27 protein-coding genes are annotated in these 25,893 nt (G+C 74.5%); 13 read left to right on the top strand and 14 right to left on the bottom strand.

The window, feature by feature from the left end:
• The first annotated feature begins 10 nt into the window (after positions 1 to 10).
• On the top strand, positions 11 to 877 hold the full coding sequence (locus MTP13_RS09140) for a spermidine synthase (RefSeq protein ID WP_243570778.1): 867 nt from the start codon (positions 11 to 13) through the stop codon (positions 875 to 877).
• Positions 878 to 1,028: 151 nt separating this feature from the next.
• On the opposite strand, the gene MTP13_RS09135 is transcribed toward MTP13_RS09140, so the two are convergent.
• The 3 genes from MTP13_RS09135 to MTP13_RS09125 are packed head-to-tail and all read right to left on the bottom strand — an operon-like array spanning position 1,029 to position 3,333.
• Complete coding sequence (locus MTP13_RS09135) at positions 1,029 to 1,892, bottom strand: 5-oxoprolinase subunit C family protein (protein ID WP_243570777.1); 864 nt, start codon at positions 1,890 to 1,892, stop codon at positions 1,029 to 1,031.
• Positions 1,889 to 2,575: a 5-oxoprolinase subunit B family protein gene (locus MTP13_RS09130; protein WP_243570776.1), complete on the bottom strand. Its 687-nt coding sequence runs from the start codon at positions 2,573 to 2,575 to the stop codon at positions 1,889 to 1,891. The genes MTP13_RS09135 and MTP13_RS09130 overlap by 4 nt, the downstream gene beginning before the upstream one ends.
• Positions 2,572 to 3,333: a LamB/YcsF family protein gene (locus MTP13_RS09125; protein ID WP_243570774.1), complete on the bottom strand. Its 762-nt coding sequence runs from the start codon at positions 3,331 to 3,333 to the stop codon at positions 2,572 to 2,574. Before MTP13_RS09125 ends, MTP13_RS09130 begins: the two co-directional genes overlap by 4 nt.
• A 106-nt stretch (positions 3,334 to 3,439) precedes the next feature.
• Here MTP13_RS09125 and MTP13_RS09120 point away from each other — a divergent pair, with 106 nt between their 5' ends.
• The 3 genes from MTP13_RS09120 to MTP13_RS09110 all read left to right on the top strand — a co-directional run bounded on the left by MTP13_RS09120 (position 3,440) and on the right by MTP13_RS09110 (position 5,872).
• The gene (locus MTP13_RS09120) at positions 3,440 to 4,606 is read left to right on the top strand and encodes a PQQ-dependent sugar dehydrogenase (RefSeq protein ID WP_243570773.1); all 1,167 of its coding nucleotides are present in this window, start codon (positions 3,440 to 3,442) and stop codon (positions 4,604 to 4,606) included.
• 58 nt (positions 4,607 to 4,664) lie between these two features.
• Positions 4,665 to 5,162, top strand: a complete 498-nt coding sequence (locus MTP13_RS09115; RefSeq protein WP_243570772.1) for a SprT-like domain-containing protein — start codon at positions 4,665 to 4,667, stop codon at positions 5,160 to 5,162.
• Between the two features lie 98 nt (positions 5,163 to 5,260).
• Positions 5,261 to 5,872, top strand: coding sequence for a CGNR zinc finger domain-containing protein (locus tag MTP13_RS09110; RefSeq protein ID WP_243570770.1), 612 nt, complete (start codon positions 5,261 to 5,263; stop codon positions 5,870 to 5,872).
• Positions 5,873 to 5,878: 6 nt separating this feature from the next.
• Here the strand turns inward: MTP13_RS09110 and MTP13_RS09105 are convergent, their stop codons facing one another.
• Complete coding sequence (locus tag MTP13_RS09105; RefSeq protein WP_243570769.1) at positions 5,879 to 6,655, bottom strand: 2-phosphosulfolactate phosphatase; 777 nt, start codon at positions 6,653 to 6,655, stop codon at positions 5,879 to 5,881.
• A gap of 53 nt (positions 6,656 to 6,708) precedes the next feature.
• Complete coding sequence (locus MTP13_RS09100) at positions 6,709 to 7,983, bottom strand: ATP-binding protein (protein ID WP_243570768.1); 1,275 nt, start codon at positions 7,981 to 7,983, stop codon at positions 6,709 to 6,711.
• A gap of 59 nt (positions 7,984 to 8,042) precedes the next feature.
• Here MTP13_RS09100 and MTP13_RS09095 point away from each other — a divergent pair, with 59 nt between their 5' ends.
• The 4 genes from MTP13_RS09095 to MTP13_RS09080 all read left to right on the top strand — a co-directional run bounded on the left by MTP13_RS09095 (position 8,043) and on the right by MTP13_RS09080 (position 12,023).
• Positions 8,043 to 8,552: a hypothetical protein gene (locus MTP13_RS09095; protein WP_243570767.1), complete on the top strand. Its 510-nt coding sequence runs from the start codon at positions 8,043 to 8,045 to the stop codon at positions 8,550 to 8,552.
• 225 nt (positions 8,553 to 8,777) lie between these two features.
• Positions 8,778 to 10,439, top strand: coding sequence for a DEAD/DEAH box helicase (locus MTP13_RS09090; RefSeq protein ID WP_243570766.1), 1,662 nt, complete (start codon positions 8,778 to 8,780; stop codon positions 10,437 to 10,439).
• A gap of 87 nt (positions 10,440 to 10,526) precedes the next feature.
• Entirely contained in the window at positions 10,527 to 11,030 is a 504-nt protein-coding gene (locus tag MTP13_RS09085) for a GNAT family N-acetyltransferase (RefSeq protein ID WP_243570765.1), read from the top strand.
• 42 nt (positions 11,031 to 11,072) lie between these two features.
• Positions 11,073 to 12,023 carry a nucleoside hydrolase gene (locus tag MTP13_RS09080; RefSeq protein WP_243570764.1) on the top strand — a complete coding sequence of 317 codons (951 nt, stop codon included), beginning with the start codon at positions 11,073 to 11,075 and terminating at the stop codon, positions 12,021 to 12,023.
• A gap of 64 nt (positions 12,024 to 12,087) precedes the next feature.
• On the opposite strand, the gene MTP13_RS09075 is transcribed toward MTP13_RS09080, so the two are convergent.
• From MTP13_RS09075 to MTP13_RS09065, 3 genes are all read right to left on the bottom strand, one after another.
• Complete coding sequence (locus MTP13_RS09075) at positions 12,088 to 12,990, bottom strand: TerC family protein (protein WP_243570763.1); 903 nt, start codon at positions 12,988 to 12,990, stop codon at positions 12,088 to 12,090.
• Between the two features lie 67 nt (positions 12,991 to 13,057).
• A complete protein-coding gene (locus MTP13_RS09070; protein WP_243570762.1) occupies positions 13,058 to 13,813 on the bottom strand; it encodes a dienelactone hydrolase family protein in 756 nt (251 codons plus the stop codon).
• A gap of 156 nt (positions 13,814 to 13,969) precedes the next feature.
• The gene (locus MTP13_RS09065; RefSeq protein WP_243570761.1) at positions 13,970 to 14,551 is read right to left on the bottom strand and encodes an NUDIX hydrolase family protein; all 582 of its coding nucleotides are present in this window, start codon (positions 14,549 to 14,551) and stop codon (positions 13,970 to 13,972) included.
• A gap of 44 nt (positions 14,552 to 14,595) precedes the next feature.
• On the opposite strand from MTP13_RS09065, the gene MTP13_RS09060 reads away from it, so the two are divergent.
• Positions 14,596 to 15,258 (top strand): alpha/beta hydrolase, encoded by a 663-nt coding sequence (locus MTP13_RS09060; RefSeq protein WP_243570760.1) that lies wholly within the window; start codon positions 14,596 to 14,598, stop codon positions 15,256 to 15,258.
• A gap of 7 nt (positions 15,259 to 15,265) precedes the next feature.
• Here MTP13_RS09060 and MTP13_RS09055 read toward each other — a convergent pair whose 3' ends face one another.
• Positions 15,266 to 15,640, bottom strand: coding sequence for a DUF5997 family protein (locus MTP13_RS09055; RefSeq protein ID WP_243570793.1), 375 nt, complete (start codon positions 15,638 to 15,640; stop codon positions 15,266 to 15,268).
• A gap of 72 nt (positions 15,641 to 15,712) precedes the next feature.
• Here MTP13_RS09055 and MTP13_RS09050 point away from each other — a divergent pair, with 72 nt between their 5' ends.
• Both MTP13_RS09050 and MTP13_RS09045 read left to right on the top strand, forming a co-directional pair.
• Positions 15,713 to 16,459: a LysR family transcriptional regulator substrate-binding protein gene (locus tag MTP13_RS09050; RefSeq protein WP_243570759.1), complete on the top strand. Its 747-nt coding sequence runs from the start codon at positions 15,713 to 15,715 to the stop codon at positions 16,457 to 16,459.
• 52 nt (positions 16,460 to 16,511) lie between these two features.
• Entirely contained in the window at positions 16,512 to 17,252 is a 741-nt protein-coding gene (locus MTP13_RS09045; RefSeq protein WP_243570758.1) for a glutamine amidotransferase, read from the top strand.
• A 56-nt stretch (positions 17,253 to 17,308) separates the two neighbouring features.
• On the opposite strand, the gene MTP13_RS09040 is transcribed toward MTP13_RS09045, so the two are convergent.
• From MTP13_RS09040 to MTP13_RS09020, 5 genes are all read right to left on the bottom strand, one after another.
• Positions 17,309 to 18,082 carry a YidC/Oxa1 family membrane protein insertase gene (locus tag MTP13_RS09040; protein WP_243570757.1) on the bottom strand — a complete coding sequence of 258 codons (774 nt, stop codon included), beginning with the start codon at positions 18,080 to 18,082 and terminating at the stop codon, positions 17,309 to 17,311.
• A 99-nt stretch (positions 18,083 to 18,181) separates the two neighbouring features.
• Entirely contained in the window at positions 18,182 to 18,475 is a 294-nt protein-coding gene (locus MTP13_RS09035) for a DUF6412 domain-containing protein (RefSeq protein ID WP_243570756.1), read from the bottom strand.
• A 146-nt stretch (positions 18,476 to 18,621) separates the two neighbouring features.
• Positions 18,622 to 22,041, bottom strand: coding sequence for an Ig-like domain-containing protein (locus MTP13_RS09030; protein WP_243570755.1), 3,420 nt, complete (start codon positions 22,039 to 22,041; stop codon positions 18,622 to 18,624).
• Between the two features lie 292 nt (positions 22,042 to 22,333).
• Positions 22,334 to 22,885: a GNAT family N-acetyltransferase gene (locus tag MTP13_RS09025; RefSeq protein ID WP_243570754.1), complete on the bottom strand. Its 552-nt coding sequence runs from the start codon at positions 22,883 to 22,885 to the stop codon at positions 22,334 to 22,336.
• Positions 22,882 to 23,505, bottom strand: coding sequence for a TetR/AcrR family transcriptional regulator (locus MTP13_RS09020; protein ID WP_243570752.1), 624 nt, complete (start codon positions 23,503 to 23,505; stop codon positions 22,882 to 22,884). Before MTP13_RS09020 ends, MTP13_RS09025 begins: the two co-directional genes overlap by 4 nt.
• Positions 23,506 to 23,592: 87 nt before the next feature.
• Here MTP13_RS09020 and MTP13_RS09015 point away from each other — a divergent pair, with 87 nt between their 5' ends.
• The gene (locus MTP13_RS09015) at positions 23,593 to 24,459 is read left to right on the top strand and encodes a carbon-nitrogen hydrolase family protein (RefSeq protein WP_243570751.1); all 867 of its coding nucleotides are present in this window, start codon (positions 23,593 to 23,595) and stop codon (positions 24,457 to 24,459) included.
• Positions 24,456 to 25,865 (top strand): APC family permease, encoded by a 1,410-nt coding sequence (locus tag MTP13_RS09010; RefSeq protein ID WP_243570750.1) that lies wholly within the window; start codon positions 24,456 to 24,458, stop codon positions 25,863 to 25,865. The genes MTP13_RS09015 and MTP13_RS09010 overlap by 4 nt, the downstream gene beginning before the upstream one ends.
• Positions 25,866 to 25,893: the final 28 nt, after the last annotated feature.

Here is a 25,893-nt window from a genome sequence, read left to right as displayed (position 1 = left end):
GCGTTGAGCCGTGCCGCATCACGCCGACCCGCCGCTCGAACGCCGCCTCTCCGCGAGCGGCCACCTCGCGAAGCTCGAGGAGTCCCGCAGCACGCCCGGCTCCTGGACGCTCTACGTCGACGGCACCCCGCAGTCGCACGTCGAGCTCGAACGGCCCGAGTGGCTCGGCTTCGAGTACGTGCGCCGCATCGGGCACGCCGTCGACCTCGTCCGCGCCGAGGGCGAGCCGATCACGGCGCTGCACCTCGGCGGCGGGGCGCTCACCCTGCCCCGCTACGTCATCGCGACCCGGCCGGGCTCCCGGCAGCAGGTGATCGAGCTCGAGTCGGAGCTCGTCGAACTCGTGCGCGAAGTGCTGCCGCTCCCCCGCGGCGCGCAGCTGCGGGTGCGCCACGGCGACGCCAGGGCGGTGCTGCAGAAGCTGCCGGCCGGTCTCGACGGCGCCGTCGACCTCGCCGTCGTCGACATCTTCTCCGGCGCACGCACGCCCGCGCACGTGACGAGCGCCGAGTTCTACGGCCTGCTGCAGCCGCGGCTCGCGCCCGGCGGCATCGTCGCGGTGAACGTCGCCGACGGGGCTGGGCTGGGCTTCGCCCGCGCGCAGGCGGCGACCCTCGGCCACGTCTTCGCCCACGTCGCGATCGCCGCCGACGCCTCGATGCTGAAGGGGCGCCGCTTCGGCAACGTCGTCATGTACGCGAGCGACGCCGAGCTGCCCTTCGCCGAGCTGCCGCGCCGCCTCGCGAGCGACCCGGCGCCCGCCAAGCTCGTCGACGGCGAGGAACTGCGCCGCTTCGTCGCGGGCGCGCCGGTGGTCACGGATGCCACGGCGGTGCCGAGCCCGCCGCCGGCCCGCTCCGTCTTCCTCGCCAAGTAGCACCCGGGCCCCGCCCTCCCCCCTTCCCCCTTCCCCCGGTTCACAACTCAGGAAGCATCCGATCGGCATCCCTGCGCCGACGCCGATCGCCGATCGCCTCGAGGCGCATAACCGCCGGATGTTCCTGAGTTGTGTGAGGAGAGGGGGCGGGTCAGCGGGCGTGACGGAAGCGCACGGGCTGGCCCGGGCGGAGCTGGGCGACGCGATCGAGCGAGGCGGGCGCGACGATCGCGATCACCGGGTAGCCGCCGGTGACCGGGCGATCGGGTCCGAGGATCGTCGGCTGACCCGAGGTCGACACCTGCATCGAGCCCGGCACCGTCGCCTCGCTCGCGAGTTCGCCGGCCACGAGCCGGTCGAGCACCGGCCCCTCGAGCCGGGTGCCGACGCGGTCGGCCGCCGCCGAGGTGCGCCACTCCGTGTCGAAGAGGAGCGCCCGGGCCGCATCGGTGAACCAGTCGGCACGGGGGCCCGGCACGAGTTCGAGCACGACGGGCCCGTCCACCGGGGCGAACGCGGCCTCCCGGTCGAGCAGCGCGACCGGCGCCTCGGGTTCGGGGCCGATCGGCAGGCGGTCGCCCGCCGCGACGGGGTCGGGCCCGAGCCCGGCGAGCGTGTCCCGGGAGCGCGAGCCGAGCACCTCGGGCACCGCGATGCCGCCGCGCACCCCGACGAGGTAGCGGAGGCCGTGCTCGGCGGGCCGCAGCTCCAGCTCGGCGCCGGCCGGCACCCGCACGGCGACGGCCGGCGACGCCTCGACGCCGTCGACGAGGACGGGGCCGCGCGCGCCCGTGACGGCGATCCAGGCGTCCGCCTCCGCCACGGCCCGGAAGCCGCCGAGCAGCACCTCGAGGCCCGCCGCCCCCTCGGCGTTGCCGACGAGCCGGTTCGCGAGCGCGAGCGCGCCGCGGTCGGCGGCGCCCGAGCGCCCGACGCCCAGGCGGGCGAGGCCGGGCCGGCCCAGGTCCTCGACGAGGCAGGATGCCCCGGGCGCGACGATACGGAGGGCGGTCACGAGCCCGCTCCCGGCGACGATCCGGCCTCGCGGAACCGCACCCGCGCCCCGGGCACGAGCCGGGCGGGCGGATCGGCGCCCTCGTCCCAGAGCACCGCCTCGGTGCGGCCGATGAGCCGCCAGCCGCCCGGGCTCTCGCGCGGGTAGGCCCCGGTGTAGCCGTCGGCGAGCGCGAGCGATCCGGCGGGCACGCGGGTGCGCGGGGCGTCGAGCCGGGGCACCCGGTAGGGCCAGTCGTCGCTCACGAGGTAGGCGAAGCCGGGCGCGAAGCCGATGAACGCGACCCGCCACTCGGCGGCGAGGTGGCGGGCGACGAGCTCGGCCGCCCCGATGCCGAGCAGGCGCGCGGTGTCGTCGAGGTCCTCGCCGTCGTAGCTCGCGTCGAGGACGACGGGCGGTGCGCTCGCGACGCCGCCGGACGACGCTGACCCGGATCCGACGTCGGCCCCGCCGTGCTGCGCCGGGCCGTGCTGCATCGCACGCCGCACCCAGCTCGCCGCCGTCTCGAGCGGCAGCACCCGGTGGTCGACGGCGACGAGCACGGTGCGCGCGGCCGGCACGAGCTCGACGAGCCCCTCCGGCGGGTCGCTGGCGAGCGCCTCGTGCAGCGCGAGCACCTCGGCCTGCGAGCCGCACTCGACGAGGATCGCGTCGGGTCCGCTCGGCAGCAGCCGCACGCTCATGCGAACGCCCGCACCCGGACGCCGGCGTCCTCGAGCGCCGCCCGGACGCGCCGGGCGAGCTCGGGCGCGCCGGGGGTGTCGCCGTGCAGGCAGATCGAGTCGGGGGCGAGTTCGAGCGCGCCGCCGTCCGCGAGCGGCACGGCGCCGGTGGTGGCGAGGGCGACGGCCCGGGCGGCGACCTCCTCGGGTTCGGTGACGAGCGCGCCCGCCGCCCCGCGCGGCCGCAGCAGCCCGTCGGCGCCGTAGCCGCGGTCGGCGAACGCCTCGCGGGCGAAGCGCAGCCCGGCCGCGGTCGCCGCCCGCTCGATCGCCCCGCCGGGCGCGCCGAGCACGGGCAGGGCGGGGTCGTAGGCGGCGAGCGCCTCCGCGAACGCCGCCGCGGCCCGTTCGTCGGCGCCGAGCCGGTGGTAGAGCGCCCCGTGCGCCTTCACGTAACGGACGCGGACCCCCTGCGCCCGGGCGAGCCCGTCGAGCGCGCCGAGCTGGTAGAGCAGTTCGGCGGCGAGCTCCTCGGGCGCGGCGTCGAGGGCGCGGCGGCCGAAGCCCGCGAGGTCCCGGTAGCCCGGGTGCGCGCCGAGGGCGACGCCGTGCCGCGCGGCGAGCTCGACGCTGCGCCGCATCGTCAGCGGATCGCCGGCGTGGAAGCCGCAGGCGACGTTCGCGCTCGTCACGAGGCCGAACATCGTCTCGTCGTCGCCGAGCCGCCACGCCCCGAACGACTCGCCGAGGTCGCAGTTCAGATCGATCGCCGCCGCCATCCCCCCATTCTGCCGCGACGCGCGCGGCGTCGCGCGGCGGGCGTTGCCGCGCGGGTGCGCGACGCGCAGACTGGACGCGACGACGTCGACGAGGAACGGGGGCAGGATGCCGGGCCGCACCCGCCGAGCGAGCGGCACCGCCGCGCTCGCCGCCCTCGCGCTGCTCGCACTCGCCGCCTGCGCCCCCGGTGCGGGCCCGGCGCCGACGAGCCCGCCGCCGAGCAGCCCGGAGGCGCCCACGGCCACGGGCCCGGCCCCGTCCCCGCCGTCCGCGCCGCCCCCGGTGCTCCGGCCGGACGGCTCGGTCCGCGAACTCGCGACGGGCCTCGACGCCCCGTGGTCGGTCGTCGCCCTGCCGAACGGCGCGGTGCTCGTGAGCGAGCGCGACCTCGCCCGCATCGTCGAGGTGCTGCCGGGCGGCGGCACCCGCGTGGTCGCCGAGGTGCCCGGCGTCGCCCCGGGCGGCGAGGGCGGGCTGCTGGGCCTCGCCCAGCTGCCGGGCGACGGCGAGCGCGAGGCATCCCTCTACGCGATGTTCACGGGGCCCGAGGACAACCGGATCGTGCGGATGCCGGTGACCGGCGAACCCGGCGCCATTGCGCTCGGCGCCGCCGAACCGGTGCTCACCGGCATCCCGAAGGCGGGCAATCACAACGGCGGCCGGCTCGCCTTCGGCCCGGACGGCTTCCTCTACGCGACGACCGGCGACGCCGGGCTGCGCGAGGCGGCGCGCGACCGGGGCTCGCTCGCCGGCAAGATCCTGCGGATGACGCCCGACGGGGCGCCCGCGCCCGGCAACCCCTTCGGCACGCACGTCTGGAGCCTCGGCCACCGCAACCCGCAGGGCATCGCCTGGGATGCCTCGGGCCGGCTGTGGGCGGCGGAGTTCGGTCAGAACACCTGGGACGAGCTCAACCTCATCCGCGCGGGCGGCGACTACGGCTGGCCCGTGGTGGAGGGCGTCGCCGGCGACCCGGCCTTCGTCGACCCGGTGCTGCAGTGGCCGACGTCGGAGGCGAGCCCGAGCGGGCTGGCCGCGACCGGGGACGCGCTGTTCCTCGCGGCGCTCCGCGGCGAACGGCTGTGGGCGATCTCTCCGGCGAGCGCGGCGGCGCCGACGGCGGAGGCCTGGTTCGCGGACGAGCACGGGCGGCTGCGCGACGTCGTCGCGGCGCCCGGCGGCGGGCTCTGGGTGCTGACGAACAACACCGACGGGCGGGGCGACCCCCGCGCGGGAGACGACCGGCTGCTGCTCGTCGGTCTCACGGGCTGAGGCGGCGCGGACGCCGCGCGCGGGCCCCGTGCCGGTGGGCGGCGCTATTCTCTGTCCCATGGCGGAACTCGAGCGGGTCAGGCGGTGGGCCGAGGCGCTCATCGCCCTGCACCTCGACCCCGCCCAGTGGAGCTTCGGCTTCGACAATGCGAAGAAGCGGGCGGGTCTCTGCAACTACACGGCCAAGCGCATCTCGGTGTCGCGCTACCTCGCCGCCCGCTACGACGACGACGAGATCCACCAGATCCTGCTGCACGAGGTCGCGCACGCGCTCGCCGGTCCGCGCGCCGGGCACGGCCCCAAGTGGGCGAAGACCGCGGCCGAGCTCGGCTACGTCGGCCGCCGCACGCACGACGGCGAGATCGCCGACGAGCTCGCGCCCTGGGTGGGCAGCTGCCCGGCGGGGCACGTGCACTACCGGTACCGGCGGCCCGAGCGGGCGCTCAGCTGCGGGCTCTGCCGTCGCGGCTTCGACCGGGCGAACCTCATCGAGTGGCACCGCCGCGACATCACCCCGGCGATGCGCCGCCGCGCCGCGAGCGCCGCGGCCGGCTGAGCCGCGCCGCCCGCGCCGGGTCGGACCCGTCGCGGCATCCGGCAGAATGGACAGCGCGCCCGAGCGGCGCCCCGCACCTCCCCACCCGAAAGCGCAGCATGCCCGTCTCCACCGTGCAGATCCCCGTCGGCCAGTGGGTCGTCTCCGGCGACGGGCTCCGCTGGTGGTTCGACTCCGGCTCGCTCGCGCTCGACTTCGCGTGCACGGGCCCGATCGGCGCCTCGCTCGCCGAGGAGCTGCTGCACTCCCCCGACGACCTCGCCGGCTGGCTGCGCGAGCGCTTCCCGATGGCGATCGGCGACGCCCGCACCCGCGACCTCTTCGACGCCACGGCGCTCCGCGACGCGATCACCCGGCTCGCCCTCGCCGCGGCGCACGGCGGCGAGCGCCGCAGCGACGACGTCGACATCGTGAACCTCTACGCCGCGACCCCCGACATCCCGCCGTCGCTCGCCGGCGGCGCGCGTCAGGCGGGCCGCTCGGTGCAGCTCGTCGGTCAGGCGCTGTCGACGATCGCCCGCGACGCGGTCGACCTGCTCGGGGCGGCGAACGCCGAGCGCATCCGCGTCTGCGCGGGCGACGACTGCGACATCGTCTTCCTCGACACCTCGCGGGCGGGCAGCCGCCGCTGGTGCTCGATGCAGCGCTGCGGCAACCGGGCGAAGGTGCGCGCGCACCGCGCGCGAAAGCGCCCCGTCACCGCGGGCTGAGCCGGCTCAGCCGACGCGGAACACCTCGCCGCGGAGCTCGGGCACGAGTTCGGTGACGTCGGTCTGCGCCGCCGCGGCGACGCCCGCACCCACGCCGCGCCCGACGAGCTCGACCCCGCTGCCGCTCGCGCTCTGCAGGTGGCCGACGGCGCGGCGCAGGCCCTCGAAGGCGGCGCAGGCGACGGCGGCCTCCGGCGCGGTGTGGTCGATGCCGAGGGCGACGAGGGCGTCGACGACCGCGCCGCCGGCGAGCTGATCCTCGACGGCGAAGCGCACCCCGTCGCCGCCGCGCTCGCCGGCGGCGAGGATCGCGACGCTGAGACGTCGGCCGCGCTCCTCCTGCAGAGCGAGGATGCGGCGGGCGACCGCCGTGCGGTTGCGCAGCGAGGCGGCGAGCACGACGGGGGCGGCGGCGCCGTCGGCCTCGGCTCGCACGGCGAAGCCGCGCGCCAGGGTCGCCCCGTTCGGCGAGGCGAGCACGACGGTCGCACCAGGGCGGGCGGGCAGCTCGTGCCCGCTCGCGAGGCCGGCGAGGAAGGCGGCGGGGGCGCTGAGCGCCGTGCCGTCGCCGAGGCCCGCGGCGAACGCCTCGGCGCGGGGCTCGCCCTTCGGCCAGGGCGCGACGGCGAGGCCGTGCTCGGCGGCCGCGACCACCGCGGTCGTGAAGGAGAGCGCGTCGACGAGCACGACGACGTCGGCGGGGGCGAGCCGTTCGAGGCCCTCGGCGCCCCACTCGAACCGGACCTGGTACTTGGACTGGGCGAAGGGGGCGTCAGGCTGCACCGGGCCAGGCTAGTGGACTCGGGAGGGACGGCCCGCCCGTGCGTCCTCGTGCGTCAGCGCCGCCCGGCGCCGGCGTCCCAGGAGGCGAGCGCCTCGGCGTCCGCGGCCCGCGCCGCCGCACGCCGGGCGGCGTCGAGGGCGGCCACCGGATCGGGCTCCTGGCGGGCGATGACGAGCTGGCGCTCCGCCTCGGCGAGCCGGGTGCGCGCCCCCGCGCCGACGAGGCCGCGACCGCGTTCGACGAGGGCACGGGCGACGCCCAGCTGGCTCTCGGCGATCGCGAGCGCGCCGCCGAGCGCCGAACGCGCCCCGTCGAGCCTCGCCTGCGCGGTGCGCGCCTCGGCCCGCGCCGACTCGAGGCGGTCGAGGGCCGCGTCGAGCCGGTCTCGCTCGGCGAAGGGGTCGGGCAGTTCGACGACGTCGGTGGCGGTGCCCGCGACGCCGATGAGCGCGGCGACGCCCGCGATGGCCTCGCCGAGCTCACGGGCGTCCTCGGGGTCGCTCAACGCGTCGCGCTGGTGCCGGGCGTCGACGAGCTCGGCGTCGAGGCGGCGCATCGCCTGCTCCGCGGCGCGCTCCGCGTCGGCGAGCTCGAGCTCGAGCCGGTCGATCGCGTCGAGGTCGGCGGTCGCCCGGTCGAGGTCCGCGGCGATCCGCGCGGCGCGCTCGGCGTCGCCCGCACCGGCCGTGGGCCCGGTGGCGGTGAGCGCGGCGCCCGCCGCGGCGAGCGCGAGGTCGACGCGGGCGAGGGCGGCGCGCCCGCCGACGAGGGCGGTGGGCCGGAACCGGGTGCCGAGCCGGTCCAGGGCGGCCGCGGCATCCTGCCGGCGTCGTCCGAGCCTCGCGGCGGTCTCCGGCAGCTCGGCGAGCGTCGCCCCCGCGCCTCGTTCGGCCGCCCGGCGGACGCCGAGCGCCTGCTCGGCCTGGTCGAGCGCGCCGAGCGCCGAGGTGCAGAGCCCCGCGATGCGTTCGCTCCAACGGCGTCGCTCGGCGGCCGTGTCGGGCTCCGCGTCGTCGAGCCGCTGCTGCAGCAGGAAGGCCTCGCGCAGCCAGCGTTCGGCCCGCTCGCTCGCCTCGCGCACCGGGCGGGCGGCCTCGGCACCGAACTGCGCCCCGGCGAACGCGATCTCGCGGCGGGCCTCGCGGACCCGCTCGTCGGTCTCGACGATGAGCTGCTTCGCCCGCACCTCGACCGCGCGACCGCCTTCGAGGTCGGCGAGCTCGCGGCGGCGTCCGAGCCGGCGCACCCCGACGATCGCGGCGACGAGCGCGACGGCGGCGCCGCCGAAGACGAGGAGGGAGGGCAGCCACCAGAGTCCATCGGCCATGGCCGGAGTCTACGGCGCGCGCCTCGACGGCGGCCGGGGGTCCGCGTAGCCTCTCGAGCATGCGCGTGCTGCTGAAGCTCACCCTCGACTGCGACCCGGACGCCGCGTGGCGGGCGCTGCGGAGCCCCGCAGTGCTGCGGGAGGTCGTGGCGCCCTGGCTCGACTTCCGCTCCCTCGAGCCGGGCGGGCTGCCGACCACCTGGTCGGAGGGGCCGCACCGGGTGCAGCCGCTCGCGTTGCGGCGCTGGCCGGCGGGCGAGGAGGTGGTCGATCTGCGCTTCCTCGAGGGCGAGCGCGACGGCCTGCCCGCCGACGTGCGGATGCTGCGGGACGGCGGCGGCGCCACCTCCGGCCCGTTCGCGGCGTTCCGCAGCTGGGACCACCGGATGGCCGTCTCCCCCGCGCCCGGGGGGCGCACCCGGTACCGCGACCAGCTGCGGGTGCGCTCGGGGTCGGCGCTCGGCGACGCCCTCGCCTGGTACCCGGTCTGGGCGTTCTGGCAGTGGCGCGGCGCGCGCCTTCGGGCCCTCGCGCCGAGCTGGGCGCACGAGCCCGAATCGGCCGAATGAGCGGCATCGGCTAGACTGCAGGTGTGGCGCGCCTCGCGCGCCCCGCGTCGTAGAACGCTTCCGGGCCGGCTCAGGCCGCCCCGATGACTCATTCGTACGGCGAACGGATGCGCCGACCGGCGCCTTCGCCATTCACCCACCGACGGGTCGAACCGCCACGGCGTGCCGCACGAATCGCGACGCCCGTGCGCGCTCCCGCCCGTGGGCCATGCCCGAAAGGCACGTATGACCACCCCTGATTTCCGCACGCTCGGCGTGCCCGCCCCGCTCGTCGACATCCTCGCCGCCGACGGCAAGACCACCCCCACCCCGATCCAGGCCGACTCGCTGCCGGACACCCTCGCCGGGCGCGACGTGCTCGGCCGCGGCCGCACCGGCTCGGGCAAGACGATCGCCTTCGCCCTGCCGATGGTCGCCCGCCTCGGCACCGTGCTCGCCGGCGGTTCGCGCCGCGCCGGCCGGCCGCTCGGCCTCGTGCTCGCGCCGACGCGTGAGCTCGTCACCCAGATCGCCCGCACGATCGAGCCCCTCGCCGAGGCCTACGGCCTGAAGGTGACGACGATCTTCGGCGGCATCAACCAGAAGCGCCAGGTCGAGGCGCTGCGCGCCGGCGTCGACATCGTCGTGGCCGCGCCCGGCCGCCTCGAGGACCTGATGAAGCAGGGCTTCGTGCACCTCGACGCCGTCGAGATCACCGTGCTGGACGAGGCCGACCACATGGCCGATCTCGGCTTCCTGCCGGTCGTCACCCGCATCCTCGACAAGACGCCGCGCGGCGGGCAGCGCCTGCTCTTCTCGGCGACCCTCGACAACGGGGTCGACAAGCTCGTGAAGCGCTACCTGCAGAACGAGGTGCTGCACTCCGTCGACGAGGCGAACTCGCCCGTCGCCGCGATGACCCACCACGTGTACCTCACTGAGGACCAGGACACGAAGTTCGAGCTCGTGAAGTCCCTCGCGAGCGGCACCGGCCGCCGCATGCTCTTCATGCGCACGAAGCACCAGGCCAAGAAGCTCGCGAAGAAGCTGACCGAGTCCGGCATCCCCGCCGTCGACCTGCACGGCAACCTCTCGCAGCCGCAGCGCGACCGCAACCTCGCCGCCTTCGGCGACGGCTCGGTGCGCGTGATGGTCGCGACGGATGTCGCGGCGCGCGGCGTGCACGTCGACGAGGTCGAACTCGTGGTGCACGTCGACCCGCCCGTCGAGCACAAGGCGTACCTGCACCGTTCGGGCCGCACCGCGCGCGCCGGCAACGAGGGCGACGTCGTCACGATCGCCCTGCCGAGCCAGCTGCAGGATCTGAAGCAGCTGCTCCGCAAGGCGGCGATCACCGTCACCCCGAAGCCGGCCACGCCGGCCTCCCCCGAGGTCGTCGCGCTCGTCGGCGACGTCGCGCCCTACGTGAAGCCGGCTCCGCGCCAGGCGAAGCCCCAGGGCGGCGGCGGCACCTCGCAGGGGGCGAACGCGCAGCGCAAGCGCGCCCGTCGCACCGGCGGTGCGGAGGGCGGCGAGCTGCGCGAGAGCGGTCGTGGCCGCGGCGGTCGCGGCGGCGCGCCCCGCGGCGACGCCGAGCGCACCGAGCGCAGCGGCGAGGGCGGCGGCTCGCGGCGTCGTCGCGGCGGCGGCCGCGGTCAGGGCGGGGCGGATGCCGCCTCGCGCACGGCCTCGTCGCAGGGCTCCGGTCGCGGCGGAGAGCGCGGTTCGTCGAGCACCTCGGGCGGCCGGGCCTCGGGCTCCGGGCGCGGCCAGGGCGGCACCGCGAAGTCGGCGGGCGCGAGCGGCGGCCGTGGCCAGAGCGCTCGCGGCCCGCAGCCGCTGCGCGTCGGCAGCCTCGTGGGCGGCTCCTCGCGGGGCGCTCGCACGAACCGCCGCGCGCAGGGCTGACCCGGTCCTTCCCGATGATCGGGCGGCGACGGTGCTCCGTCGCCGCCCGATTTCGTCGTGCGGCCGTGCTGGCCTACTCTCAGGTGCATGAGCACCGAGGTTGTTGCACAGGTCGTCGTCCGCCCCATCCGCGATTCGGATGTCGAGGCTCTCGGTCGCGTGCACGCGACGTGCTGGCACGAGACCTACGACCACCTGATCTCGAAGGCGGCGCTCGAGAACCTCTCGCCCCGCCGCATGGCCGAGCTGTGGAGCCACATGGCCTCCCGCGGCGAGGAGTACCGCCAGTTCGCGGCGCTCGTCGACGGTGAGATCGTCGGCTTCGTCGGCTCGGGCCCGGCCCGCGACGAGGACGCGCCGCGCGAGCGCGAGCTGAACTTCATCTACGTGCTCGACGCGTACCACGGCACCGGCATCGGCAAGAAGCTCTTCGACGCGGCCGTCGGCGACGAGGCCGTCTACCTCTGGGTCGCCGCCGACAACCCGCGCGCGCACCGCTTCTACGAGCGCAACGGCTTCGCCCTCGACGGGGCGACGCAGCGCCAGCCGTTCCTCGGCGAGGAGATCGACGAGGTCCGCTTCGTGCGCTGAGCCGCGCGTCACGGACGACTCGGCGGGCTTAGGCTTCTCGTCATGCCGATTCCCGTGATCCTCGACGTCGACACCGGTGTCGACGATGCCCTCGCCCTCCTCTTCGCCGTCGCGCACCCCGAGATCGACGTGCTCGCCGTCTCCTGCGTCGCGGGCAACGCCTCGCTCGAGCAGGTCGTCGACAACACGCTGCGCATCCTCGACGTCGCCGGGGCCGGCGACGTGCCGGTCGCCGCGGGCGCCGTGCGGCCGCTGCTCGAGCCCGCCCGCTCCGCCTCGCACGTGCACGGCGCCGACGGGCTCGGCGGGCTCGTGCTGCCCGAGACCTCGCGTCACGCGGTCGAGTCGAGCGCGGTCGAGCTGCTGCGTCGCACCATCCTCGAGCACCCCGAACCCGTGACCCTCGTCGCGCTCGCCCCGCAGACCAACCTCGCGCTGCTGCTGCGCACCCACCCGGAGGTCGCCGCGAACCTCGAGCGGATCGTCTTCATGGGCGGCTCGGCGAGCGTCGGCAATGCGACCGCCGTCGCCGAGTTCAACGTCTGGCACGACCCGGAGGCCGCGGCGATCGTGCTCGACTCCGGCGTGCCCTGCTACATGTACGGCCTCGACGTCTTCAACCGGGTCTCGGTCGCGCAGGACCGCGCCGCCGAGCTCGAGGCGGGCGAGCACCCCGTCGGACGCGTCGTCGGTGCCCTGCTCGGCCACCGCATCGCCCTCAGCGAGGACGAGCGCGCCCAGTACACGGGCCTCATCGGCGACGCCGGCGCGGTCTGCGCACTCGTCGCCCCGGAGGCCCTCCGCACCGAGCAGCGCCCGGTCCGGGTCGAGCTGGCCGGGTACAGCCGCGGGCAGACGCTCGTCGACCTCCGCGAGTTCCCGGGCGAGGACGTCGTGCACGGCCTCGCCGGCGAGTGGACGACCGCGGAGGTCGCGCTCGGCGTCGACGCGGAGCGCGTCGCCGCGCTCTTCCTCGACACCGTGCTCGGCTGAGCCGTAGACCGACGGATGCCGCGCCGGCACGTGCCGGCGCGGCATCCGTCGTCTGCGCTGCGGCTCAACCCAGGCCGCGGGGCTCCTGGTGCCCGTCGCCCTCGGCGAGCTCGCCCTCGACCGGCTTGCCGGAGAGGCCGACCGCCCCGCTGCCGGGCGCGGCCGAGGTAGCCGCGTGCACCGCGATCTCCTCGTTCTCGACCGGGAACGCGGTGTGCAGGCGCACCGGGTCGCGCTGGGTGGCGAGGCGCTTCGCCCGCCGGCTCGCGGCGATGAGGTTCAGCGCCTCGACGAAGATCGCGAACGCCATCGGGCCGTAGATGAGCGCCTTGTCGATCTTCACCCCGAAGCCGTCGGCGATGAGGAACACGCCGATGAGCAGCAGGAACGCGAGCGCGAGCATCTTCACGGTGGGATGCGCGTTCACGAAGGCGAAGATGAACCGCGCGGCGAAGAGCATGATGCCGAACGACAGCACCACGACGGTGATGATGACGACGAGGTTCTCGGTCATGCCGACCGCGGTGATGACCGAGTCGAGCGAGAACACCAGGTCGAGCACGAGGATCTGCGCGATCACCGAGCCGAAGCTCGCCCGGGCCGCCGAGCCCGCGGTGTGCTCCTCGGTCCCCTCGAGCTTCTGGTGGATCTCGTGCACGGCCTTGTACACGAGGAAGAGGCCGCCCGCGATGAGGATGAGGTCGCGGCCCGAGAAGCCGATGCCGGCGATCTCGAAGAGGTCGGTCTTCAACGTGATGATCCAGCCCGCGAAGAGCACGAGCAGCACGCGCATGAGCATCGCGAGGGTGAGGCCGAGGTTGCGGGCCTTCGCCTGCTGCTCGACCGGCAGCTTCGAGGCGAGGATCGAGATGAAGATGACGTTGTCGACGCCGAGGACCACCTCGAGCACGAAGAGCGTCAGGAAGACGGCGATCAGGTCGGGCGTGAACTCGAGCGAGAACTCCATGTGCACATGAATACCACGGCGGGCTGCGCGGAATCCGCGCAGCCCGCCGCTCGACGTCCGGGTCGGCTCAGTCCGCCCCGGGCCCGAGGTGCCGGGCGAAGAAGCGGGCGGCGTCCTCGCCCGCGAACGCGGGCACGCCGGTGTGGCCGCCGAGGTTCGCCAGCAGGGTCTTCTCCGTGGAGCCGAAGGCGTCGAAGAGCTCGAGCGCCATCGCGCGGTCGTTGCCCTCGTCGTCCCACTGCAGGAGCACGTGCAGCGGGATGGTGACCTCCCGCGCCTCCGCCAGGGTCGCGCGCGGCACGTAGCTGCCGGCGAAGAGCCCGGCCGCCGCGATCCGCGGCTCGATCGCGGCGAGGCGCACCCCGATCGCGATGACCCCGCCGGAGAAGCCCACCCGTGGGGCGAGCTCGGGCAGCTCCAGCAGCCCGTCGAGGGCGGCCCGCCACTCGGGGACGGCCCGATCGACGAGCGGGAGGATCAGCCGGTCGACGGTGTCCGCCGTCGGCGGGATCCCGGCCGCGATCGCGCGAACGAGCTCGGCCCGGGCCTCGGCCGCGCCCGGCAGCGGGGCGCGCTCGCCCGCGCCGGGCAGTTCGAGGGTGGCCGAGGCGAAGCCCTGCGAGGCAGCGCTGCGGGCGCGCGCGGCGAGGCGTGGATGCATCCGCGCCATGCCGATCCCGCCGGGCTGACCCATGAGGATCAGCGGGGCGGGCGAGGCGGCGGTCGCGGTCGGCGGCGTCCAGAGGATGCCGGGGACCCCGCCGAGGGCGAAGGTCCGCTCGACGAGGCCGTCGTCGAGCTGGTGCGTGGAGGTGAAGTGCATGGTCGTGCCTTTCGGAGTGCGGCGGATTCGCGGCGCTCCCGGACGACTTATCGCCCGACCGTGACTCCGCTGGGGAGCACCGACGTGGATTCGTTCACGGGTACCACCTCCTCGGCTCGCTGCACGGACGGTTCAGGCTAGCAGCTCGGCCGCCGCTCAGCGCAGGGCGCCGACCGAGGCGAGGGCCTGGCGCACGAGCACCCCGCGGCCGCCCTCGAGCTCGTCGCCGACGGCCCGGCTCGCCGCCTCCTCCGGCGGCATCCAGCTCACCTCGAGCGCGTCCTGCCTCGGCTCGCAGGTGCCCGTCACCGGTACGACGTAGACGAGCGAGACGGCGTGCTGCCGCTCGTCGGTGAACGGCGTGATGCCGGGCATCGGGAAGTACTCGGCGACGGTCGCTGGCACCGGGCTCGCGGGCAGCAGCGGGAAGGCCATCGGGCCGAGGTCCTTTTCGAGGTGGCGGAACAGCGCGTCGCGCAGGGTTTCGCCGTACATCACCCGCCCGGAGACGAGGGTGCGGGTCATCTCGCCGACCGTGTTCGCGCGCAGCAGCAGGCCGACCTCGGTGACCTGGCCGAGCCCGTCGACCCGCACCGGCAGCGCCTCGACGTAGAGCAGCGGCAGCCGGCCTCTCACCTCGGCGAGCTCGAGCTCGCTCAGCCAGCCGGGATTGGTGGGCTGCGGGACGTCGGGCTCGTCGCCCGGGGTCCAGTCGGGGTCCGGGGTGCGCACGCTCATGCGTCGATTCTGCCCCACTCGGCCCTCCGGCGTACGCTCGGACGATGCGGATCGATGACGAGGCGGTGCTCTGGTCGGCCTCCGGCGACGACCGGGCCGGCCGGCCACTGCTCGTGCTGCTGCACGGCTACAACTCGAACGAGGGCGACCTGTTCGGGCTCGCCCCGTACCTGCCGCTCGATCCCGTGATCGCCTCGCTGCGCGCCCCGCTCGACGCCGGCTACGGCTACGCCTGGTTCGAGATCTTCGATGCGGCCGGTCGGCTCGACGACGATGATCCGGCGAAGCTCGCCGCCGCCGAGGAGGCGGTCGACGCGGTGATCGGCTGGCTCGACCGGAACGCCGGCGACGCGCCGTCCATCGGCCTCATCGGCTTCTCGCAGGGCGGGGCGATGAGCCTCGAACTGCTGCGCCGCGCGCCCGAACGCATCGCCTTCGCCGCCATCCTGGCCGGCTTCGCGATGCCCGGCGTGCGCGATGGCGACGCCCGCCTCGCCGAGCTTCAACGCCCGGTGTTCTGGGGACGCGGCACGGAGGACGCGGTCATCCCCGACTCGGCCGTCGCCCGCACGGCCGCCTGGCTTCCCGGGCACAGCGCGCTCGACTCGCGGATCTACGAGGGGCTCGCGCACTCGGTCTCCGAGCGGGAGCTCGCCGACCTCACGGCCTTCGTCGGCGCGCGGTACTCCGCCGCGGCCGCGGACTGAACCGCGCTCAGTCCTGCTCGGCGGCGCGCGCGGCGCGCTCGCGGTCGCGGTCGGCGATGCGGGCCTTCTCGGCGCGCACGGCGGCCTGCGTGGCCCGCTCCTGCACGAGCCAGGCGGGCGGGGCCGCGAGGAGCGCCTTGATCTCGGCGGTCGTCAACGGGTCGGTGATGCCGCCGCGGGCGAGGCCCGAGTTCGAGACGCCGAGCTTGGCGGCGACGACGCCGCGCGGGTGCGGGCCCTCGGCGCGCAGGGTGCGCAGCCACTCCGGCGGCTCGGCCTGCAGCGCGGCCAGCTCGTCGCGGGAGACGACGCCCTCCTGGAACTCGGCGGGTGCCGCCGACAGCAGGATGCCGAGCTTCTTCGCCGCGGTCTCGGGCTTCATGGTCTGCGCCTTGGCGCGGCTCGGCTGGTTCTCGCTCACCCTGCAACCGTAGCCGACGGTAGCCTTGGACGGATGACGATGCGACTCGACTACGTCGCCGGGGTGAGCCCGGCGAAGTGGCTGCGCGCGTGGGCCGAGCGGCATCCGGAGCTCCCGCTCGAGGCCGTGCGCGTCGACGAGCCCGCCCAGCTCGACCGGCTGCTGACGGGCGAGGTCGACCTCGCCTTCGTGCGGCTCCCCGTCGACGACGCAGGCCTGCACGTCATCCCGCTGTGGGAGGAGCAGCCCGTCGTCGTGCTCGAGAAGGGGCATCCCTTCGCCGACGCCGAGGCGCTCTCCCTCGCCGAGCTCGAGGGCGAGCCGCTCGCCCCCGTGCAGGACGACCCCGCCATGACCATCGAGCTCGTCGCCGCGGGCACGGGCTACGCGATCGTGCCGCACGCGATCGCCCGGCTGCACCACCGGCGCGACGTCGTCGCGCTGCCGCTCGAGGGGGCGCCGACCACCCGTATCGCGCTCGTCTGGCGCGTCGAACGCGACGACGAGACCGTGCAGGAGTTCGTCGGCGTCGTGCGCGGGCGCACCGCGCGCAGCTCGCGCGGGGCCGAGGGCGACGCCCCGGCGGAGCGCGGCGGCTCCGAGCGGCATCGCGAGCGCGAGCGCGGCAGCGGCGAGCGCGGCGGCTCCGGGAAGCCCGGCGCGGGGCGCGGCGGCGGCCAGGGTCGCGGGGGCTCCGGCCGCGGCGGGTCCGGCCGCGGCGGGTCCGGGCGCGGGGCGGCAGGCGGTCGAGGCCGCCAGAACCGCGGGCGCAAGCGCTGAGCCCGCGTCACCGAGTGGCGCCGGCCCGGCGTTCCAGGAGACGATGGACGGCATGACCCGGCCCTTCCTCTTCCTCTCGGCGCGGCCCGAGGCCGAGGCGGTCGGCCCCGAGTACGAGGCCGTGCGGCGGGCCATGGGTCTCGACGCCGGACGTCTCGAGCACCTCCGCCTGGATGCGGAGCCCCTGTCGCAGCTCGTGCTCGGCGACTTCGCGGGCATCGTCGTCGGCGGCAGCCCCTTCAACGTGACCACCCCCGAGGCGCGCAAGGGCGCGATGCAGCTCCGCGTCGAGGACGACCTCGCCCGGCTCGCCGAGTGGGCCCTCGCGGGCGACCGTCACGTCATGTTCACCTGCTACGGCATCGGCGTGCTCACCCGGCTGCTCGGCGGCACCGTCGGCACCCGCTTCGGCGAGGACGCCGCCGCCGTCGAGCTCGCGCTCACCGAGGCCGGCCGGGCCGACCGGCTCGCGGGGGTGCTGCCCCCGCGCTTCGACGCCCTCGTCGGGCACAAGGAGGCCACGGAGGAGCTGCCCCGCGACGCGGTGCTCCTCGCCGGCTCGGCCGGATGCCCCGTGCAGTTGTACCGGGTCGGCGAGCACGTGTACGCGACGCAGTTCCACCCCGAGGTGTCCACGGCCGACTTCGTCGCGCGGGCGCGGGTGTACCGGCACCACGGCTACTTCCCGGCGAGCGAGCTGCGCGAGGTCGAGCTGCGGCTCGGCGCGGCATCCGTCACCGAGCCGCAGCGCCTGCTGCGCCGCTTCGTCGAGCTGGCGGCGACCCCCGCCTGAGCGTCACCTCATCGACTTGCCCGACTTTCATGAAAGTCGGGCAAGTCAATGGGAGGTCAGCCGAGCGGGTAGCGGCGGCGCAGCACGAGCCGCTGCACGAGGGTCCACGCGACCGTCGTCAGCAGGTACAGGCCCGCCGCGAGCGGCACGAACATCGCGATGCCCGCGGTGAGGAAGTGCAGGGGCAGCAGCGCCTTCGAGAGGTCGGGCATCGCCGGGGCGCCGGGCGCCGGAGCGGTGCTCGCGGCTGGGCGGGGCACCGCGAGCGGGCCACCGGGGCGCGCCGCCCGCAGCGTCAGGAAGCCGACGGCGGCGATCGCGACGACGAGCCCCGCGAAGACGAGCAGATCGAGCGGCTGCGGCACCCCGGCGGCGATCGTGCCGACGAGGCTGTGCCCGAGCGGCACGCCGAGGAGGGTCTGGTCGAGCAGCAGGTTCGGATGCCCGTTCACCACCGGCAGGATGAACAGCGCGTAGATGATGCCGACGACGGGCGCCTGCACGAGCATCGGCAGGCAGCCCGCGAACGGGCTCGTGCCCTCCTCGGCGTAGAGCGCACGGAGCTCGCGCTGCAACCGCTCGGGGTTGTTCGCGTGCTTCCGCTGCAGCTCCTGCAGCTTCGGGGCGATCCTGGTGCGGGTCTGCTCGCCCTTCGCCAGTGCGACGCCGACGGAGATGAGCGCGGCGCGCACGACGAGGGTGACGAGCACGACGGATGCCGCGGCGGCGGCCCCACCGAGGAGGGGCTCGAGGAATCCGGCGAGCCCCATGAGCAGGGTGTAGGCGCCGTCGATGACGGCGGCGATGGGCGGAAAGGCGTAGAAGTCCACAGGTGCGTCCTAGCGGTCGGCGCGACGAACGTCGCGCGCGGAACATGGTTCCGTCTGGCCGCGGGGCCGCAGCTCACGCAGGGCGCGGTGGCGTGCGGGTCAGGCGGCCGCGGCCGCCAGCCCCGGAGCCCTCGGCCGCGCCCGCCCGGGCGCGTCGGGATCGGACTGCGAGAGGAGCCGCCACGGATCGGCGGTCTGCCGGAGCCTCGTCGCCGCACCGGCGGGATCGGCGGCCACGAGCGCGGGCAGCGCACGCACCGAGAGCACGACCACGGCGACCGCCGCGGCGCCGACGACGCCGAGGAGCAGCACGCTCAGCTGGCCGTTCGCGGCCGCGCCGAGTTCGAACGCGGCCGCGAGGAAACGCAGCAGGTTCGTCAGCAGCTCGATCATCGCGGGCCAGCCTTCTGCGCCCGTTCGGGCGCTCAGTCCGACCGTACCAGGCTCGTCGGGGGGGGCTGACCGCCCGGGCATGCCGACCGGGCATGCCGACCGGGCGACGGCGCTCGCGCACCGCCGCCCGGGTCAGCCGTGCGGCCTCAGCCGCGGCGACGCCGCCGTTCGATCCGGGCGAGGAGGGCCGCCAGACCGCCGAGCAGCAGCAGCACCGCAGCCGCCGTGAGGCCCAGGCCGATCTCGGCGCCGGTCCGCGCCAGATCACCGTCGCCGGAGCCGGCCGGCGTCCCCGGCGGTGCCGGAATCGGCGTGCTCGGCTGACCGGGCTCCGTCACATCGACATAGCCGATCGTGACGGTCGCCCGGGTCGCGTTGCCCGCACGGTCGGACACGGTGTAGTCGATCGGGGTCGGGTCGCCTTCGAAGCCCGGCTCGGGGGTGAAGGTGAGGTCCCCGGTGTCGGGATCGACCGTCCAGGTGCCCTCACCCGGCACGACGAGCTCCGTCACCGGTTCCCCGCTCGCCGGGTCGATGATGCGCACGGTCGAGGGGTCGAGATCGCCCGCGTCATTGCCGAGGACCGGCACGGTCACGGCGGAGCCCCGCGGGTTGCCGAGCGACTCGTCGTCCACCGCCTCCGGGACGTAGGTCACCGTCACGGTCGCACCCGTCGCGTTGCCGTTCACATCATCGACGGTGTAGTCGATCGGCGTCGGGTTGCCGGTGAACCCGGCCCCCGGCGTGAAGGTGATGTCCCCGGTGTCGGGGTCGACCGACCAGGTGCCCTCGCCAGGGACCAGGAGCTCCTCGACCGGATCGCCTGACTCCGGATCGGTGATCCGCACCGTCGAGGGATCGAGCTGCCCGCGGTCGTTGCCCACCGTCGGGACGGTCACCGTCGCACCCTGCGGGTTGTTCAACGACTCGTCGTCCACCGCTTCCGGGACGTAGGTCACGGTCACGGTCGCACCCGTCGGATTGCCGGTCACATCATCGACCGTGTAGTCGATCGGCGTCGGGTCGCCTTCGAAGCCCGGCTCGGGGGTGAAGGTGAGGTCCCCGGTGTCGGGATCGACCGACCAGGTGCCCTCGCCAGGGACCACGAGTTCGGTCACCGGGTCGCCCGACTCCGGGTCGGTGATCCGCACCGTCGACGGATCGAGCTGCCCGCGGTCGTTGTCGAGGGTCGGCACGGTCACCGGATCGCCGATGCGGTTGCCGTGCGACTCGTCGTCCACCGCCTCGGGCAGGTACGTCACCGTCACGGTCGCACCCGTCGCGTTGCCGTTCACATCATCGACCGTGTAGTCGATCGGCGTCGGATTGCCGGTGAACCCGGCCTCCGGCGTGAAGGTGATCTCACCCGTGTCGGGATCGACCGACCACGTGCCCTCGCCAGGGACGACGAGCTCCGTCACCGGGTCGCCCGACTCCGGATCGGTGATCCGCACCGTCGAGGGATCGAGATCCCCGCGGTCGTTGTCCACCGTCGGAACCGTCACCGTCGCACCCTGCGGGTTGTTCAACGACTCGTCGTCCACCGCCTCGGGCAGGTACGTCACCGTCACGGTCGCACCCGTCGGATTGCCGTTCACATCATCGACCGTGTAGTCGATCGGCGTCGGATTGCCGGTGAACCCGGCCTCCGGCGTGAAGGTGATCTCACCCGTGTCGGGATCGACCGACCACGTGCCCTCGCCGGGGACCACGAGTTCGGTCACCGGGTCGCCCGACTCCGGGTCGGTGATCCGGACCGTCGACGCGTCGAGCTCCCCTCGGTCGTTGCCCACCGTCGGGACCGTCACCGTCGCACCCTGCGGGTTGTTCAACGACTCGTCGTCCACCGCCTCGGGCAGGTACGTCACCGTCACGGTCGCACCCGTCGCGTTGCCGTTCACATCATCGACCGTGTAGTCGATCGGGGTCGGATTGCCGGTGAACCCGGCCTCCGGCGTGAAGGTGATCTCACCCGTGTCGGGATCGACCGACCAGGTGCCCTCGCCGGGGACCACGAGCTCCTCGACCAGATCGCCCGACTCCGGATCGGTGATCCGCACCGTCGAGGGATCGAGCTCGCCCTCGTCGTTGCCGAGCGTCGGCACGGTCACCGGGTCGCCGATGCGGTTGCCGTGCGACTCGTCGTCGACCGCCACCGGGAGCACCACGAAGCCGCCGTCGACGTCGTCGGCCGTCGGCCGCGCGGAGTCGAGCTCGATGACCTCCGATTCGCCGGTCGCCGGGTCGAGGTCCGAGTCGGCGGCCGAGTCGCCGCCGGCACCGCGGACGGTCGGCGCCATGCCCTCGGGGGCCCCGCTCATGCGGACCTTGTACGCGCCGAACGGCAGCTCGCCGAACGAGTACTCGCCGTCGGGCCCGGTGGTCGTCGTGACCGGCTGACCGTTCTCGTCGAGCACGGGGTCGCCGTTGCCGTCGAGGAGCTCCACGGTGACGCCTTCGAGCCCCGGTTCGCCCGCATCCTGGATGCCGTCGGCGTTCTCGTCGTGCCAGACGCGGTCGCCGATCGCGCCGAGCTGCGGCAGCCGGAAGGAGACGCGCTGGAGGTCGGAGTTCTGGGAGGGGTTCGGGTTGCCGGTCAGGCTCGTCTCGCTCGGCGTGAGGTTGCCGCCGTTGACGCCGTCGAACGCGCCGGTGCCGTCATCCACGAAGTACGCCGATCCCGTGCCGTGGGTCGCGGCCGGGAACTGGGTGAACGGCGTCGCCAGTGCGGCGATGTCGAAGGACACGGAGGTGAAGGTGCCGGAGAGCGTCACCGAGCCGCAGCCGCTGTAGTCGGTCTCGGGGAACGCCACCGAGGTGCCCGCGTTGTTCTGCGTGCGATCGTTGCACTGCGTGGCGGAGTTGCGATTCGCCACCCCGAGCGTGGTGCCGTCGGTCGTGAGATTCGTCGCCCCGCCGGAGAGTGCGGTGAACGCGACGTCGGCCGAGGCGAGCCTCCAGACCGTGGAGTTGAACGAGCCGCGCGCCTTCGACTGACCGTTGGGCTCGGACGTCCAGGCGAAGCCGCCCAGCCCGGACAGGTCGAGCACCGGGTCGGTGACCGGCTTCGAGAACGTGAACGTCAGCACGCCGACGTCGCAGGGCTCGGCGGTGTTCTGATGTCCGGCGGACCCGAGCGGACCACCGCAGCCTTCAGAGGCGTTGGGGTAGAGCCCGAGTGCCGGCACGTCGGCCGGATTCGGCGCACCGGTGAACATCGCGGCCTGGCCGCCGAAGTTGCTCTGGGTCGCACCCGGGCGGAGGAGCGTCGATCCCGGACTGCGGTCGGGGTTCGGCGCGAAGTCCGCCGTGATCTGGATCGGCCCGAAGCGGGTCGGGAGCTGGCTGCTCGCGGAGTGGTAGCCGGGGGAGTTCGGCGAGTACTGGGTGCTGACGTCGTCGCCGGTCAGCTCCCAGGCGTCGTTGAAGACGTACCCGTTCTGCTCGGCGGCCGCGGCCGCCGGGGCGGGCCCGAGGGCCATCGCCGCCAGTCCGCCGGCGGCCATCGTCATCGCCAGCGCGATCGCTGTGACCCGGCGCGGCCGTGCGCCGGCTCTCCGTCGCATGTTCATGAAGCGTCCCCTCGTCTGCTCTGGTGCGGTGCGTCCCGATCGCAGCCGGCGGACGGCGCATGGTCACCGTCCGCCGGCGTGGGATACCACACCGCATGACAGGCTACTCGCGGAGCCGAGGATTTGTCCAACCGGCACTGGTCACATTGCGCCGCGCAAGAATGCTCATTCGATCGGCAAAGCGATCACGGCGCCGAGGCGGCGATCGGCAGGCCCGCTTCCGGGTCCATGCGATCCGGGATCCCAGGATCGTCCAGCGCCGCCCTCCTGCAGCGCCCCGCTCGGCTCAGTCCTCGAGCAGGCGCTGGAACAGCACGTGGTCCTGCCACTCCCCCGCGATGCGGAGGTAGCGCGGCGCGAGCCCGATGCGCGTGAAGCCGTTGCGCTCGAGCACCGTCTGCGAGGCCGCGTTGTGCACGAGGGTGCCGGCCTGCACCCGGTGCAGTCCGGCCCGGCGGGCGAAGTGCAGAGCACCGCCGACGGCGGCGGTCGCGAGTCCGCGGCTCTGCCGTTCGGCGTCGATCCAATAGCCGAGGTGCGCGTTCAGGAACACGCCGCGCACGAGGTCGCTGAGGTTCACCCGGCCGACGATGCGCTCGCCGTCGTCGCCGCGCTCGACGAGCACGAGCGGGATCGCCGTGCCCTCGGCGAGCCGGCGCAGGCTCGCGCCGACCTCGCGCTCCTGCACGGTGGCGCTGAAGAACTCCGGCGTGCGCTCGGGCTCCCACGGCGCGAGGTGCGCCCGGTTGCGTTCGTAGGCCGCGGCGAGCGCGGCGCCGTCACCCTGGGTGATCGCCCGCAGCTCGATGCCGCCGTCGAGTTCGATGGGGGCGATCATCGCGCGACGTCCGCCGGAACGGGGAGGGTCGCCCCGAGGAGCGCCCCGCCGAGGTCGAGGATGGTGGCGAGCGCCTCCTCGCTCGTGAGCCGCCCCGTGATGACAGGCCCGGCTAGGCCGTCCTCGGCGGCGAGCAGCAGTCGGGCGACGCGGGCCGGCCCGAGCTCGGTGCGGAACTCGCCGCGGTCGACGCCGTCGCGCACGATCTCCTCGAACAGTTCGAGCTGCGCGCGCTCGAACTCGGTGGCGGGCGCTTCGAAGCCCTGGTCGCGCACGCACTGCGCGCCGAGCTCGATGAGCAGCACGGTCGCGTCGAACGACGGCTCCCCCGCGATCGGGATGCCGAGCCGGAGGCACTCCGCGAGTCGCGCCGCGGCTCCCTGCACCCGCTCGACCCGGTCGCGGCGTCGCGCGATGTACTCGAGCGCGGCGGTCGCATACGTCTCCGCGTACAGCGCGGGAAGCTCGGGGTAGTAGTAGGACACCGACGCCGGCGTGAGCTTCGCCGCCTCGGCGATGTCGGTGAGGCGCGCCGCCGACGCGCCGCGCTCGATGAGCAGGCGGGATGTGACCGTGACGAGCTCGCTGCGTCGCTGCGCCTGGTTCCGTGGTCGCGCCATGCGGCAATTCTTCCACGTTCTTTTGACGAACGCTTGACAGGCCGTATATTCATTCTTCAAACTTTGACGAATAAATGGAGGTCTGCGATGACGCGGAGTCTGACCATGGCGCTCGCCCAGGTGGCGGCGGAGCCCCGATTCGACGTGGCGGTGTTCGCCGAGCGGCTGCGCACGCTCGTCCGACGCAATCCCACCGCCGAGTTCTGGGCCTTCCCGGAGCTGCATCTCGACGCGGCCGACACGGCCGAGGGCATCGAGGCATCCGCCCGACCGCTCGACGACCCCCGCCTCGACGCGCTCGGCGCGCTGGCCCGCGAGCTCGGCGTCTGGCTCGCGCCCGGCACCGTCTACGAACGCGGCGACCACGGCGCGGTGCACAACACGGCGCTCGTGTTCGCCCCGAGCGGCGACCGCGTCGCGAGCTATCGCAAGATCTTCCCCTGGCGGCCGGCCGAGTCGGCGGCGCCCGGCGACCGCTTCGAGGTGTTCGAGCTGCCGGGCCTCGGCCGCATCGGGCTCTCGATCTGCTACGACATCTGGTTCCCGGAGCACGCGCGCCACCTCGCCTGGCTCGGCGCCGACGTCATCCTGAACCTCGTCCAGACCGCCACCAGCGACCGCGAGCAGGAGCTCGCGATCGTGCGCGGCAACGCCGTGATGAATCAGCTCTGGATCGCCTCGGTCAACGCGGCCGCGCCCACCGGCCGCGGCCGGTCCCTCGTCGTCGACCCCACCGGCTCGGTGCGGGCCGCCTCGCCCGACGCATCCGAGGAGGTGCTGACCGTCGTCGTCGACTTCGGCCTCACCGAGCTCACCCGCGATCGCGGCACCGCCGGGGTCTCCCGACCCTGGTCGCAGTTCCACGAGGGCGACGCCCCCGTCGCGCTCCCCCTCTACGACGGCCGCATCGAGCCGTCGAACTGGCACCCCCGTTCGAAGGAGAACCGCCCGTGACCGCCCCATCCCCCACCTCGACGCCCGCTGCGGCGCCCGACCCCCGCCGGCTGCTGCGTCGCCTCGGCCTCGCCGGCGTCGTGTTCTTCGGCCTGGCGTACATGGCGCCGGGCATCGTCACCTCGACGTTCGGCGTGGTGTCCTCCACGAGCGGCGGCGCGGCCCCGACGGCCTACCTCGTCGCGACCGTCGCCATGGGCCTCACCGCGGTCTCCTACGCGATGCTCGCCCGCGCCTACCCGAGCTCCGGCTCCTCGTACAGCTACGTCGGCCGGCTGCTCGGCCGGCACGCGGGCTTCCTCGCGGGGTGGGTGATCCTGCTCGACTACCTGTTCCTGCCGATGGTCGCCTGGCTCATCCAGTCGGTGTACCTCAACGCGCAGTTCCCGAGCGTCCCGCTCTGGGTGTGGGTGCTCGTCAACATCGTGCCCACCACCGTCGTGAACCTGCTCGGCATCACGCTCGCGGATCGGGTGAACACGTGGCTCACCATCGCGGCGATGGCGATCGTCGCCACGACCACGGCCATCATCATCGGCTTCGTGGTGAGCGGCTCGAGCCCTGCGGCCGCGCCATCGGACGCGTTCTGGGGAACGGATGCCTCGGTCCTCGCCGTCGCCGCGGCGGCCGCCGTCGCCGCCTACTCGTTCCTCGGCTTCGACGCCGTGTCGACGCTCAGCGAGGAGACCAGGAACCCGCGCCGCAACATCCCGCTCGGGATCATCCTCGTGGTGCTCATCGGCGGCGCGATCTTCGTGGGCGTCTCCTTCGTGATGCAGCTCGCGCACCCGGGCGGCGACTTCGACAACCCGGACATCGCCGGCTACTCGCTGCTCGTCGCGGCGGGCGGCGAGTCGCTCGCGAACGTCATCAACCTCGTCGGCATCATCGCGGCCTTCGGTTCGGGGCTCGCGATCCAGGCGACGTCGAGCCGACTGCTGTACGTCATCGGCCGGGACGGCGTGCTGCCGCGCCAGCTCTTCGGCCGGCTGAACGTGTTCCGGGTGCCGTGGGTCAACATCCTGCTGATCGCCGGCATCGGCATGATCGGCATGCTGCTCGACATCGCGCAGGCGACCGCGCTCATCAACTTCGGCGCCTTCCTCGCCTTCGCGCTCGTGAACGCCGCGTTCCTCGCCTGGATCTGGCGCACGCGGGCGCAGCGTGCCGGCTGGGGCTCGGCGCTGCTCTCGCTCGTCCCGATCGCGGGCATCCTGATCGACCTGTCGCTCTTCTCGCAGCTGCACGACACCGCGTTCCTGATCGGCGGCGCCTGGCTCGTCCTGGGCGTGGTCGTGCTCGCCGTCGCGACCCGCGGCTTCCGCCGTCCGGTTCCGCGGCTCGAGGAGGACGCCGGCGACCTCGCCCCGGCGAAAGCCGACCCCGAGGCCCTCTCCGCCCCGTAGGCGCCGGCGGGGCGGGGTGCGCGCGGCC

The organism is Agromyces soli (assembly GCF_022811605.1).
GTDB classification, from domain to species: Bacteria; Actinomycetota; Actinomycetes; order Actinomycetales; family Microbacteriaceae; genus Agromyces; species Agromyces soli.
The sequence above is the reverse complement of the archived record's forward strand: the minus strand, read 5'-3'. Positions and strand labels throughout refer to the sequence as shown.